A 12,505-nucleotide genomic window follows, 5' to 3' on the forward strand; every position below is an offset into this window, starting at 1 on the left:
GAGACGTTGATGGGGAATGAAGGGTTATGATTTCAGGTTATTGAGAATGACTTGTTTTAATTCCGGAAGGTTGTTCTCGATTACATTCCAGACCGTATTCAGGTCCACACCCATATATTGATGGATGAGAATATCCCGGAGACCGGCAATATCTCTCCAGATTATTTCTGGATTATTGCTTTTAAAGTCTTCACTTAATCGTTTTACCGCTTCTCCGATAATCTCTAAATTTCTGATAATTGCATCCTGCCAATGAGATGTTGACATGAAAGTTTCTCTACCGACACGGGAATAGGTCTCTATCTTTTCAATAGAGTCGAGGATGTGATGAAGATAAACGGAATCCTTTTTCATAAGGCAATAGAGTCTCGGAGGACATCCTTTCTGATATAAGGAGAGAGTGCTTGTTCTGTGAGAACATCCACCTTCTTATGGATGAGATCTTCAATTTCATGTTTCATGGCAATAAGATCGAGAAGGGATCTTCCTGGCTCCATCTCAACCAAAAAGTCAATATCACTTTCCGGGTGATCATCACCCCGTGCCAATGAGCCAAATAGCCTTAATGAAATTGCACCATGAGATTGAGCGATAGATAAAATTTCTTCTTTTTTATTTTGTAGAATTTTCATCAAATTCATTCTTAGAGTCTCAATATATGAATTATGGGAAAAAGTATGATTAGAATATATTGACAAATTCTTTGCATTAAGTCGAGTTTGAATTAATGCATGAAAAAGTAATGTGTGTTCTGTCGGTCTCCTTTTTGGTGGGGTCTCTGTTTGTCTGGAATGAGGCGATTTACTTTAACATGAGGTTTGCCATGTTGAGGTGGGTGACGTATTGATTAATTCCGGAAACGATATTTTCAGCAACGGTTGAGAGGTATTTATCGCTTTTCAGGCGTTTTTCTTCCTCCGGGTTCGAGAGAAAGGAGATCTCGACAAGGATGGAAGGCATCTGGGCACCGACCAGGACGATGAACGGCGCTCTTTTTACGCCCAGGTTGGTGATGTTCGGGTAATGGCTGTTGAGGCCGGTCACCATATTATCCTGAATGTATTCAGCAAGTTTTGCCGACTCCTGTATCTTTGAATTTTGGATAAGGTCCATGAGGATTGCCTGCAGATTGCTCATCTGGCCTGCTGATGTAGCGTTTTCACGGGCGGCAAGTTTCATGGCTTCGGCGTTTGAAGTGAGATCGAGGAAATAGGTTTCGATTCCTTTGACATCGCTTGAGGGTGCAGCATTCACATGGATGGAGATAAACAGGTCGCCGTTCCTGCTGTTGGCAATGGCGGTACGCTCTTCCAGAGGAACAAAAATGTCGCTGTCCCGCGTGAGAACAACTTCAGAGCCGATTTCTGATTTAAGAAAACCAGCGACTTTTTTGGCAATTTTGAGCACAACATCTTTTTCCTTGAGACCACTGGGGCTTATGGCGCCGCAGTCTTTTCCGCCATGGCCCGGATCAATGATTACCCGGTTGATGCCAAGGCCAAGCTGTCGTGCAATGGATAATGGCTGAGTGGACTGGATTTTTTCTTGATTTTCTTTTTCAACCTTCTTTGTTCCGCGAACATCGATCACCACGCGGAACGGCTCTTTCAAGCTGAAAATTTTATAATCGCCGATTGACTGGGCATCAAGCACAACCCGGACATTGTCGGCAGAATATTGCGAACTGCGGGCCTGCTGTATCAGACCATCCTGGATGGGAACGGTCGCTTGGAAATTATCAGGGATTTGACAATTTTCAAGGTCGATGAACAGGCGTTTTGAATGGTTCTGGTCTTTATTGAGCATGTAATCTTTAAAAACAACCGGAGATGTGGTTTCAATTACTACCCGGGTATAATCCTCGTTTGACCAGAATCGCAGGGGCTGCAAAGATGCTTTTTCCACACCGGATGGGGAGATTTTTGACGAGCTGTCGAGCATTTGCAGCATTTCATCGGCGGATAGGTTCTGGCGTGTGCTTGGTTGCAGTTTTTTAAGCTGTGCAGCCGCGGTCTGTGCCATATCTCCATCCGGGTAGAGGGCAACTATTTTTGCAAAGACCCGGGCGGCATGGTCACTGTCTTTTTTGTCATCGAGATAAATTTCCCCCACCGCATAGAGGGAGTCGTCCGCAAGCCGGTGCCCGGAAAAAAGCGAGGCCACGTCTTCATAGTAGGCAAGGGCCTCGCCCAGGTCCAGGGGGTTGTTCGACCAGGAGTACATGGTGCGGTACATTCTGGCCATCATGAAAAGCGAAGAAGGTGCATGCTGATCATCCGGGTCGGCAAGATAGACCTGTCTGAAATTGTGTATCCCCTGAAGCCATTCCACCCGTGAGCGCGATTGTTTTGTATCTTTTACCAGTTTGTTGAAAGAGGATTTTGCCTGGCGATACTGTTGACTTAAATTGTCTTTTGCAGTGGATGTTGCCGGATCTGCCAGTAGAATGCAGGCAGCTAACAACGGGATCAGCAGGCAAAGGAGACGGGATTGTAAAGAGATGACGGGCTGTGTCATTTTGAACCTGTTGCGGATGAAGTAAAATGAGTGTTTGTCAATCATCATTATGCAGTTCTTTTAATTCATATATGAGGGTGAGCGCGTCAAGCGGCGATAAACGGTCCGGTTGGATCTGCTCCAGGCGTTTACGCAGCGGGTCCTGTTTGCCGGGGAAAAGATTCAGCTGGTTCGGATGCCCGGCGGTCTGCCCCTTTGATGGGGAAATCCGCGGCGCGCAGTTTTTGTTGAATTCTCCCTGTTCAATATTATGGAGCAGCTCCTTGGCGCGGCTGACAACCCGTTGGGGAACGCCGGCCAAGGCCGCCACCTGGATGCCGTAGCTTCTGTTGGTGCCGCCGGGCATGAGTTTATGCAGAAAGATAATCGTATCGTTCCATTCGCGCACGGCAATATTATAATTTTTTACTCGCGGCGAGGTTGCCGCGAGATCGGTGAGTTCGTGGTAATGGGTTGCAAAAATGGTTTTGACCCCTTTACCGTTTTTATTCACCAGGTCCTCGGCAACCGCCCAGGCAATCGATAATCCGTCAAAGGTGCTGGTGCCCCGGCCGATTTCATCCAGGATAACCAGGCTTCTGTCCGTTGCATTATTCAGGATGTTTGCGGTTTCGTTCATCTCCACCATAAAGGTTGACTGGCCCATGCGCAGGTTGTCCATAGCGCCCACCCGGGTGAAGATTCTGTCCACGACGCCGATGGTCGCGGCCTCGGCAGGGACGAAACTTCCCATCTGGGCCATGAGCACGATGAGCGCCGTTTGTCTGAGAACCGTGGATTTCCCCGCCATGTTGGGGCCGGTGATAATCAACACCTCGTTGCTGGTCTGGTCAAGATGGGTGTCGTTGGGAACAAAACGGCCCATGGGCAAGGAGAGCTCGATCACCGGATGACGGCCTTCCCTGATGATGATTTCATCCCCGTCGTTCACCGTGGGTTTAATGTATTTCCGTTTTCTGGCAACCTCGGCAAGGCACGAATAAAAATCAATTCTGGCGATGCAGGATGCGGTTTGCAGGATCCGCGAGCTCTGTTGGGCGGTTTTTTCGCGGATTGCCGAGAACAAACGGTATTCAAGGTCAAGCCGTTTTTCCTGAGCCCCGGAAACTTTTTCTTCGAATTCTTTGAGTTCCGGGGTGATAAAGCGTTCGGCATTTACCAGGGTCTGTTTGCGGATGAAATAATCCGGGACGTTGGCAAGCTGGCCCTTGCTGACCTCGAGATAATAGCCGAAAACCCGGTTGAAGCCGACCTTGAGATTATTGATGCCGGTACGTTTTTTTTCTGACGCCTCAAGGGAGGCGATCAGGCTCTTGCCGTCTTTGAGGATTGAGATGATCTCATCAAGTTCAGCATCGTGGCCGGCCTTGATCAGGCCGCCGTCACGGATTGTTATTGGCGCGTCTTCGCGGATGCTTGTTTCCAGCAGCTCATGGATATCGGCTAATTCATCAATGTGGTCGTGAATTTCCCCCAGGAGGCCAACGCATCCTGCAAGGGAGTTTTTCAGCATGGGCAGTTGCGCCAGCGATGATTTAAGGGCGGTGAGGTCGCGGGCATTGCCGCTGCCAAGCACGATGCGGCTGTTAAGTCGTTCAAGATCATAAACCTTGCCGAGCATTTCCCGCAACGATTCCCGGAAGGCGGTCTCGGTATAGAGATGTTCCACCGCATCAAGGCGGTTATTTATCGCATCGATATTCTGTAAAGGGAAGAACAGGCTCTTTTTCAGGAGTCTGGCGCCCATGGGGGTTCTGGTTTGATCCAGGGTGGCCAGCAGGGTCCCTTCGCGTCTTGCTCCGACTATGGTCTGGGTGAGTTCCAGATTGCGCCGCGAGGCTTCATCGAGCTTCATTGCATCAGCAATATCAAATGGTGCAATCTTTTCCACATGGGAGAGATCGGTTTTCTGGGTTTCATGGAGATAGGCAAGCAGCGCGCCGGCTGCGGCCACCCCTGATTTCATATGCTCACAGCCGAAACCGGCCAGGTTTGCGGTTTTAAAATGATCAAGGAGGGTCTCTTTGGCATTGTCCCGTTGGAAAATGGTGGCCGGCCGTCTGGTCAGGCAGATCTCCGGTAATGCCACGGAAAAGGCGGCTGCATTTTTTTCATCAATTGTCTCTTCCAAAAGGAGTTCTGACGGCGCCATGCGTTGCAGTTCGTCCAGCAACTCGTCCATACCCTGCCGTTCGGTAACCAGAAATTCACCGGTGGAGAGATCAAGAATACTCAATCCCCAGGTGGTTTTAAGGCAGACCGCCGCAAGATAGCGGTTGCTCTTGTCATCGAGGATCTGGTCGTCGGTGACCAGGCCCGGGGTGATTACCCGGACTACTTCCCGCTTGACCACGCCTGTTGCGGTTTTCGGATCTTCCACCTGTTCGCAGACCGCCACCTTGAATCCGGCATTGACCAGCTTGGCAAGATAGCCGCTTGCGGCATGATGGGGCACGCCGCAGAGCGGCACCCGGTTTGCATCGTCTTTGCCGCTGCGGGAGGTAAGGGTGATGCCGAGAACCCGGGATGCTGTTTTGGCATCGTCAAAAAACATTTCATAGAAATCGCCCAGCCTGTAGAAAAGAATAGCGTCCTGGTGTTGTTCCTTTATATCCAGGTATTGACGCATCATCGGGGTTATCTGGGGTGCTTTGGACATGATCGTTAATCGCTCTTTTCCAGTAACCGCCGGAAATCAGGCAGCAGTTTGTCAAAGGTGTTTTCAATATGTTCGGGGATGGTTTTAAGATCAGCAAGCACTGCCATGAAATTATGATCCCCTTCCCAGCGCGGCACGATGTGGAAATGCAGATGGGCGGCAATTCCCGCCCCGGCTGTTTTGCCGAGATTCAGGCCGATATTGATGCCAGCCGGGTTCAAATGCTTTCTGATGATTGAAACGGCTTGCTGCAGCAGGCCCATCAATGAGGCGTTTTCTTCCGGGGCAAGATCGCAGATATCGGCTATATGCCTTGCCGGGGCGACAAGCAGGTGGCCGTTGGCATAGGGAAAACGATTCATCAGCACCACTGTGGTCCTGTCCCGGTAAAGCATGAGGTTCTGCTTGTCGTGTCGCTGCTCTGCTGCGCAATCAAAGATGCATTCCTTTTGGCCTTCTTTGCCAAGGACATACTCCATTCTCCACGGTGTCCACAAGGGTTTCATAATTTCGGCACCTCATAAATATGCGCTGAAAGCTTTTCGCCGATTTGAAGAATTGCATAGGTGCCTGCGGCCCCCCAGCGGCCGGTGGCGCGAAAACTGCCGGGATTGATAATCAGTTGAGAGCCGATTCTGTGGCAGACGGCACGATGCGTATGGCCATAGACTATACAATCAGCTTCGGGAAATTCGTCCATGAGATGCTCTTCCAGGTCATGATAAAAGCCGGCCCCGTGGGTAAGGCCTATCCTGACTCCCTGGATTGTAACGATTTTTTTCTTCGGCAGGGAGTCAAGGGTTGAAAAGGAACACATGTTTCCATGAACCGCATGAAGCTCTTTTCCCTTGAATACCTCAAGAATACTCATTTCCGTGAGGTCGCCGGCGTGCAGTATGGCGGAAGTGTCAGCAAAGCATTCTTCTGCAAGTTTCCGGAACAGTTCGGTTGGGCGATCAAGATGCGTATCGGACAGGATGCCGACCTTGACGGTTTTCATTTGCTGGACACTGTCTAACCTATTAGTATTACCTGAAAAAACATTAACTCATGATAATATAGTCAGAAACAAATCACAACCGCTATAATCACAGGGGCCAAGGAGATGGTTTTTTTTCCTGAAAAGAGTAGAAGATGAAAACCCCGGTGGAGAGATCTCCATCGGGGTTGAGTTTCTTCAATATAAACAGAGTATGGCCGTCAAGACCAGGATACGCGAACAATGAAAATCATGGAGAAGCGGCATGTTCCTGGAAGAAATGTCCCGCTTTTCGCAAGGTGATCAGCTTATTTGCTGTGCAGTGTTGGCCTTCTCAGGCAGGCGAGTCCAAGAAGCCCTGACCCGAACAAAACCAATGTTGCGGGCTCAGGCACCGAGCTTGTCGTTGGTGCCGGTTCAGACTCCGCGCTTGTCATCGAATAAGTTCCTAGGGGAAAGGGGGTGGAAGAGCTAGAGTTGGTTGATTCATTATCCAAGGCATTGGGGCCGCTAAAAAACCACTCCGATATGTCAAAGGTAGTTGAGTTGCTTCCGCCGGTATTATTATTTCTATAGGCCCATCCATCCAGATACTCCCATGGCTGTCCCGTGCCATCAACATTGATATCACCGAACACATCGACAACAGAGCCGTTCTCGAAAAGCTCAATTGCATCATCGCCATTGATATTAGTGGCTCCGCTTATAAAACTTGGAGTAAATCCGAAAAAAGTATTAAAAAATGGCTCCTCAGAAGCAACATATAAAAAATCACCGGCAGTTGCTGAGCCAGAAAAAGTAAATTCCTCTCCATCCGTGCCGCCGCCATTATTTGCCGAGCCAAACCCATAAATACTCAAGTCTGCGATATCATTGAGCACATAAAATTCAATTGCCTTGGGTGTTCCCCCCTCGAGCGGGCCATCAAACACCCCGCTGATAATCATATTTGTTGCCTGTGCCGTGCCGTTTGCACAAAACAAAAACAACCCCAGAACCAATCCCGCCAGATAATTTTTCTTCATTTTTTCCTCCTTCGTGTTGAAGTTTGATCATTCACTGAAAGGCAGACAGGATCTTCCGGTGAATCTTGATTATTTCGGGAAGACTCCCGGCAGTTCCGCATGAACTGCCGGGATAGCAGTGCTTTTCCCTATTAAAGAAACAGAGTTAGTTATGTGCATTCCCGACAGAATCGACGAAGTGCGAGCATTGCGAATCCATAAATAAGGATTGCTTTTCAGGTATATATCTAATTGATAACACTGAAAAAGCTGCTAAACTCAAGAGAAAGAGGAGTTTAATGCAGACGCATCAAGGAGAACTCGTTCGTCAGGCAAAAAGGACTGAAACAAGTTTGCAGGCATTAGTCAACAAAAAATGTTAGGCAATAGGGAAAAATTGAAGAAAATGATGCAAATGATCATTTTGAGTTTCGTATTTCGCTGACCTTCCACCTAGCGGATTCCTTCGGCCAGTTTTCTGAACTGCAGGTTGTAATACATCTCGAGATACCGTTTTGTTTCCTGGCGGTCAAGATCGGTGACATAATGCCAGAAACCGTAAATACATGAAAGGGTGAGAAGCTTGCTGGCATAAAGCTTCCAGGTATAATGACTTTCGACACGTTTAATCCCGGCCCCCGAAATTTCATCCCAGTAGCCGGAGTTGCTCCGGCATCGCTTAAAAAAGGTGGAGATGATTTCTGCAGCCCGTCCACCATGGTTGGGGTCTACATGAAAACCGGATCTGCCGTCTTCAATAATTTCCAGAGGCCCGCCATGGCACGTTGCAAAGGTCGGCAAGCCGGAGATCATCGCTTCGATTACAGTGAGCCCGAAGGCCTCGAAAAGGGCGGGCTGGACAAAAATCCCGTGGCAATCGGCAACAAAACGGTACAGCTCACCGGCAAGGGTTTTATCCAGCCGGGTGCCCAGCCAGCGCACCTGACCATCCAGGGAATATGTATCCATCAATTCATGGAAGGAGCGGATCTGCTGGGCTTCTTCCTCATCATCGGAAAGCGAAGCATCAATATTGCCTGCAACAATCAAAAGATTGGCCTGCTCCCGAAGCTCCGGGTTTTCAGCGTACCATTTTACCAGGCCGGTGAGGTTTTTTATCCTGTCCAGGCGGGCCATGGAAAAAATAATAGGTTTTTCCGGGTCGTTTAATATGCCCCGGGAATTTGTCCGGTTCTCCCGGCCAAAGACCATTGCTTGAATTTCAGGGTGAAGCCCGGTAAGTCTTCGTGGGCTTTCACTGTAGGGGAAGTAGATCTCGGCATCGGCACCGGGAGAGACGATATTGAATTTTGGATCAAAGACATCAATGCCGTTTACCACCCTTTGCAGACCCGGCATGCTGAAGGCGCTGTAACTTTCGTATTGCCCCACCACCTCTTCGCTGCCGGCAATCTCCTGATAGGTGCTGGTAATGATGAAATTGGCTGAATTCATGGCAATGAGATCCGCAGTAAACTGGCAGGAAAAATTGTACTGCTTTTCAAGATCCTTCCAGAACAGCGCCGAATAGAGATATTTGGTTTTTTCAAGGGCATGGGCAATGGTGCACTGCGTGACTTTAAGGCGCTGTGCAAGAAGATATGAGACAAGATTGCCGTCGGAATAGTTGCCGATAATCAGGTCCGGCCTGCCCATGAGCTCGGCAACTATTTCTTTTTCGGCCTCAACGGTAAAGCCCTCTAGGTAGGGCCAGACATGAAAGCGTGAGATCCACTGGGGGATAATTTCTCCTGCAGGATTACGGAAGGGAACCCGGATAATTTTGGCGTTTTCGGTTCCGGCAATCTTTTCCACCTTCTGGTCGCAGGACGTCCCATTGGACTCCGGGATAAGCCGGGTGACAACCAGCAATTGCGGCTCAATGGCCAGGCCCTGATCATACAGGCGCAGGCGCATTTCTTTTTCAAGGGCCCTGACCTGGTCAAGGATATAAACAACCTGGCCTCCGGTATCCGGCAAACCAAGGACATTTTCCTGGCCAAAAAAACCGTGCGGGGAAAGGATCACCATGCTGAAAATCATCGGAATGCTCCCCAGGAATTTTTCAAGATTACTGGGTTCCGGGGCCTCAAGGATATCCGACAGCAGGGTTATCTTGGCAAGCATCTGTTCAATGGTCCGACCCCAGCCCGGCTCAAAACCCAAAGTCTGAAGGTCATCGGCAACATCATTCCAGGTCGCTTCCGGGCTTTTCGTCTGCAGAAAATCTTCCGCCATGCCCAATGCCTCGCGTAATTCCTGCACATCGTTGATGCGCTTGTTCAGCATCAATTGCATCCCTTTATGGGAATGAACCTGAAGAAACTCCAGAAGATGTTTATCCCCTTTGCCCAGATCGTCGAACAGGCGACTTGAGAGATGGCGGTTGAGATATTCGACGCCGGAGCCGATGGAACGCTTTTCCCTGAGCTTGGGAAAGCCTCGTTCAAAGGGATCGAAATCGATTTCCAGGGTCCAGTCGTCATTAGTATCCCGGCCGGTGACAAAGCTTTCCTTGTGCTGCAAAAATTTGGTGGTTGAGATCTCTTCGATTTCCATTAGCTCGACATGCAGCCGCAGATACACCCATTGTGCCACCCGCGGGCGAACCGCAAAATAGATCCACGGAGATTCTGCGGTTGCTTCCTGGGCAGTGCGGATCATCTGGGCAAATGGTGATTGCAGCAGGGTATTATTATTGGTTTCCTGGGCATGGCGGGTCATCACATCCATAAGATCCGAGCGTAAAAGATGGGGTCGGTCAAAGGCAAGATAGCGACGGACAAGGACATAGACAGCATCGCGGTTGTTCTGAATGTACTCTTTAAGATTGTTTAACATGTTGGAATCCTGGGGTTGATGGTAAAAAAGAAAAGGCATGGCTGCCTGCGAAAAAAAGTGTCGAGTATATGAAATTTTTTGGCGAGAGTTGCGTTGTATAAAAAAAGTTGAAACAGAATTATCGGATAAGGTTATTCTTTCATTGTTGAACCGGTTTGTCAAAATCCTTTATGAAAATTTTCCTTTCACAAAAATGACATTTCCTCTATAAGCTTTTTTAGGGAAGGATTTGAAACGTGAAATAAATGTTATGTTTTGCATCGGTCCTCTGCTGCTCAGCATATATTTCGGAGCGGGAGAAGAGTGTCTGGGAAACAATTTTTTGGAGGGAAAAAAATGTGGAAGTCTATCAGGGAATTTTGTGTTGTGTGCGTGGTTTTTTTTGTAACACTTACTGCGACAGCTGGTTTTGCGGCGGCGGAATGGAACGAATATCGGTCGGAAAAATATGGATTCATCATGTTGGTGTTGAGTAATACCACCATCCAGGAAAAAGTAGCAGGCCCATGGGGCGGACTGTATGCCATCGATGAGGGGGTCGAGGTCTGGGGAATGGCCAGACTTGGAGAAAAGGCAACCGCTGAAGCGATGGAAAAGTTTGGCGTTGAACTGACAGGAGTTGCTGCAGGCAGTTGGCAACAGGTTAGCAGCGGCAGCGGCAATGGCTGGGAATGGTTCCGCACCGTTAAGGCAATGCAGGGCGCCAGATCGGTTTTTGGCGGATACGGAGTTGGCCCTAAGGGAAGCTATTTGATGCTGATCAGGACCACGGCTGAAGATTTTAAGGAAAATGAATCAGACTATATGGATTGGTACGGCAGTATAAGGCTTGAGTGACAGGTCTTTTGACGCCTGCTATTTATCCCCATCCGGCATGGCGCCGGATGGGGATTTTTTTATTGAATTTCTTTTTCAAGAATTCCATATGCATCGTCCAGTGTAATGCCAGAGAGGACAAAGAGTTTGTTTCTGTTTTGGCTGCCGCTTTTTAAGGTGACTGCGGATTTGGGGATTTTGAAGAGTTTTGCCAGGGTGGAAATTACAGCGGTGTTTGCTTTGCCGTCCACCGGCGGGGCGGTAATGCAGATTTTAACTGCATCGCCATGAAGTCCGGAAATTTGGTTTTGAGAAGCCCTGGGCTGGACATAGATGCGGATTGAGATGGAACCATCCTTCTCCTGCCGCAAGTATTCGATCATTTACCGCTATCCTGCATATTTCATGTATAGTTTTGAAATGTTCTGACTAGTTTCTGTCCATATATGGTCTACGGGGTTTGCTTTCCTGATCTTGAACACAAGGCCTTCTTTCTGAACAGACGCTAACAATTTATTTTCAGAATATTATCACAGCCTTATTCAAGTAAAATCAAGGTTGCAGTCCGCACTAAAAAAGTAACTGGTGAAATATGCTGGCGATTTTATTCTTTGGACGGTTCTTCTTCGTTTATCGTAACGCTGAACTCAAGCTCATCCAGCGGGTCGTTTAATGATATCAACATGTCCCCGTCAAGGTCCGGAAGTGCATCACCGCCGGTGAGGTCGTCATCGTTGATCGAGATATCAAGCCCTGCAGCGGAAAACCCTCTGTCTCCAAGGTTCACGGCCTCTTCAGGGGAACCGAAATCAGGGGTCTCGGTGAGCAGATCGATTTTTTCATAAAGCTCGTCAAGATTGTCTGCTGAATCGTCTTCCAGTTCAAGGGGTGTTCCCATTTGTGAGTCATCCAGCGGATCTGAGAGGTCAAAGAGCAACTCTTCTTCGGAATCGTCACCGGCAGGCCCCGCCGACTCTTCAGCTTCAGCGGATTCAAACGTCAATTCTTCTTCCGGCGATTCAACTATGGCCGCAAAGGGCTCTTTCTCAAATGAAGACTCAATAATTTCATTTTCTGCGGCGGATTCCTGAGGTTCTTCGCCCGAGGTTGAAAAGTCTGGTTCGGCGGCATCAGCCTCGGGCGCGGGAGCGGGTGGTACAACTGCTGCTGCAGCGACGGACGAGAAGTTATTTCCTACCTCTTCATCGAGGCGGGCGAGATAAGCATTCAGCAGGCTACGTATCTCATTCTGGATGCTCATCTTCATTTTTTCAAGCCGATTGAGTTCAGACTTGAGGTCTGCGATGTCGGCATCCGCCTGGTTTTTCAGCTCGTTTGCTTCAGCCCGGGCGTTTTCAAGGAGTGATTCTACTTCCTGGCGGGAGGATTGTCTGAGTTCATCAACATCCAGGCGGGTTTTTGCCATAAGCTCGTCGGCGATGCGCTGGGTGGAAATGATTGCATTATGGAAGGTCTTTTCCTGGTCCTTATATTTTTTAATGGTTTGCTGGACCTCGGAAAGCTTGGTTTTAAGTTGCTGATTTTCAGTCATTAAAATCAGAAATTCCTCTGCAACTTTCTCAAGAAAAGCGTCTACTTCTTCAATATCAAAGCCACGGAAACGGACATTAAATTGTTTGGACTGTACATCTTGTGGGGTCAGAGACATAACCTGCTCCTTTTCGGAAA

General features: G+C 48.7%; 11 protein-coding genes. 1 reads left to right on the forward strand and 10 read right to left on the reverse strand.

The window, feature by feature from the left end; all coding sequences use genetic code 11:
- Positions 1-24 precede the first annotated feature (24 nt).
- The 8 genes from KKE17_06005 to KKE17_06040 form a co-directional block, all read right to left on the reverse strand.
- Positions 25-354, reverse strand: a complete 330-nt coding sequence (locus tag KKE17_06005) for a DUF86 domain-containing protein (GenBank protein ID MBU1709541.1) — start codon at positions 352-354, stop codon at positions 25-27.
- Entirely contained in the window at positions 351-641 is a 291-nt protein-coding gene (locus KKE17_06010; GenBank protein ID MBU1709542.1) for a nucleotidyltransferase family protein, read from the reverse strand. The genes KKE17_06005 and KKE17_06010 overlap by 4 nt, the downstream gene beginning before the upstream one ends.
- A gap of 160 nt (positions 642-801) precedes the next feature.
- On the reverse strand, positions 802-2,517 hold the full coding sequence (locus tag KKE17_06015) for an N-acetylmuramoyl-L-alanine amidase (GenBank protein ID MBU1709543.1): 1,716 nt from the start codon (positions 2,515-2,517) through the stop codon (positions 802-804).
- A gap of 37 nt (positions 2,518-2,554) precedes the next feature.
- Complete coding sequence (mutS, locus tag KKE17_06020; GenBank protein ID MBU1709544.1) at positions 2,555-5,176, reverse strand: DNA mismatch repair protein MutS; 2,622 nt, start codon at positions 5,174-5,176, stop codon at positions 2,555-2,557.
- 5 nt (positions 5,177-5,181) lie between these two features.
- A complete protein-coding gene (locus tag KKE17_06025) occupies positions 5,182-5,682 on the reverse strand; it encodes an HIT domain-containing protein (protein ID MBU1709545.1) in 501 nt (166 codons plus the stop codon).
- Positions 5,679-6,176: a YfcE family phosphodiesterase gene (locus KKE17_06030; GenBank protein MBU1709546.1), complete on the reverse strand. Its 498-nt coding sequence runs from the start codon at positions 6,174-6,176 to the stop codon at positions 5,679-5,681. The genes KKE17_06025 and KKE17_06030 overlap by 4 nt, the downstream gene beginning before the upstream one ends.
- A gap of 287 nt (positions 6,177-6,463) precedes the next feature.
- Positions 6,464-7,180 (reverse strand): PEP-CTERM sorting domain-containing protein, encoded by a 717-nt coding sequence (locus KKE17_06035; GenBank protein ID MBU1709547.1) that lies wholly within the window; start codon positions 7,178-7,180, stop codon positions 6,464-6,466.
- Between the two features lie 432 nt (positions 7,181-7,612).
- Positions 7,613-10,000 carry a sucrose synthase gene (locus tag KKE17_06040; GenBank protein MBU1709548.1) on the reverse strand — a complete coding sequence of 796 codons (2,388 nt, stop codon included), beginning with the start codon at positions 9,998-10,000 and terminating at the stop codon, positions 7,613-7,615.
- A gap of 336 nt (positions 10,001-10,336) precedes the next feature.
- On the opposite strand from KKE17_06040, the gene KKE17_06045 reads away from it, so the two are divergent.
- On the forward strand, positions 10,337-10,837 hold the full coding sequence (locus tag KKE17_06045) for a hypothetical protein (protein MBU1709549.1): 501 nt from the start codon (positions 10,337-10,339) through the stop codon (positions 10,835-10,837).
- Between the two features lie 59 nt (positions 10,838-10,896).
- On the opposite strand, the gene KKE17_06050 is transcribed toward KKE17_06045, so the two are convergent.
- Both KKE17_06050 and KKE17_06055 read right to left on the reverse strand, forming a co-directional pair.
- The gene (locus KKE17_06050) at positions 10,897-11,199 is read right to left on the reverse strand and encodes a YggU family protein (GenBank protein ID MBU1709550.1); all 303 of its coding nucleotides are present in this window, start codon (positions 11,197-11,199) and stop codon (positions 10,897-10,899) included.
- A 221-nt stretch (positions 11,200-11,420) separates the two neighbouring features.
- Positions 11,421-12,485, reverse strand: a complete 1,065-nt coding sequence (locus tag KKE17_06055) for a DivIVA domain-containing protein (GenBank protein MBU1709551.1) — start codon at positions 12,483-12,485, stop codon at positions 11,421-11,423.
- Positions 12,486-12,505 lie beyond the last annotated feature (20 nt).

The organism is Pseudomonadota bacterium (assembly GCA_018823135.1).
GTDB lineage: Bacteria > Desulfobacterota > Desulfobulbia > Desulfobulbales > CALZHT01 > JAHJJF01.

What these genes read in the sequence shown, in the direction of transcription:
- KKE17_06005 (MBU1709541.1), bottom strand. Translation starts at nt 354, where the DNA reads ATGAAAAAGGATTCCGTTTATCTTCATCACATCCTCGACTCTATTGAA.
- KKE17_06010 (MBU1709542.1), bottom strand. Translation starts at nt 641, where the DNA reads ATGAATTTGATGAAAATTCTACAAAATAAAAAAGAAGAAATTTTATCT.
- KKE17_06015 (MBU1709543.1), bottom strand. Translation starts at nt 2,517, where the DNA reads ATGACACAGCCCGTCATCTCTTTACAATCCCGTCTCCTTTGCCTGCTG.
- mutS (MBU1709544.1), bottom strand. Translation starts at nt 5,176, where the DNA reads ATGTCCAAAGCACCCCAGATAACCCCGATGATGCGTCAATACCTGGAT.
- KKE17_06025 (MBU1709545.1), bottom strand. Translation starts at nt 5,682, where the DNA reads ATGAAACCCTTGTGGACACCGTGGAGAATGGAGTATGTCCTTGGCAAA.
- KKE17_06030 (MBU1709546.1), bottom strand. Translation starts at nt 6,176, where the DNA reads ATGAAAACCGTCAAGGTCGGCATCCTGTCCGATACGCATCTTGATCGC.
- KKE17_06035 (MBU1709547.1), bottom strand. Translation starts at nt 7,180, where the DNA reads ATGAAGAAAAATTATCTGGCGGGATTGGTTCTGGGGTTGTTTTTGTTT.
- KKE17_06040 (MBU1709548.1), bottom strand. Translation starts at nt 10,000, where the DNA reads ATGTTAAACAATCTTAAAGAGTACATTCAGAACAACCGCGATGCTGTC.
- KKE17_06045 (MBU1709549.1), top strand. Translation starts at nt 10,337, where the DNA reads ATGTGGAAGTCTATCAGGGAATTTTGTGTTGTGTGCGTGGTTTTTTTT.
- KKE17_06050 (MBU1709550.1), bottom strand. Translation starts at nt 11,199, where the DNA reads ATGATCGAATACTTGCGGCAGGAGAAGGATGGTTCCATCTCAATCCGC.
- KKE17_06055 (MBU1709551.1), bottom strand. Translation starts at nt 12,485, where the DNA reads ATGTCTCTGACCCCACAAGATGTACAGTCCAAACAATTTAATGTCCGT.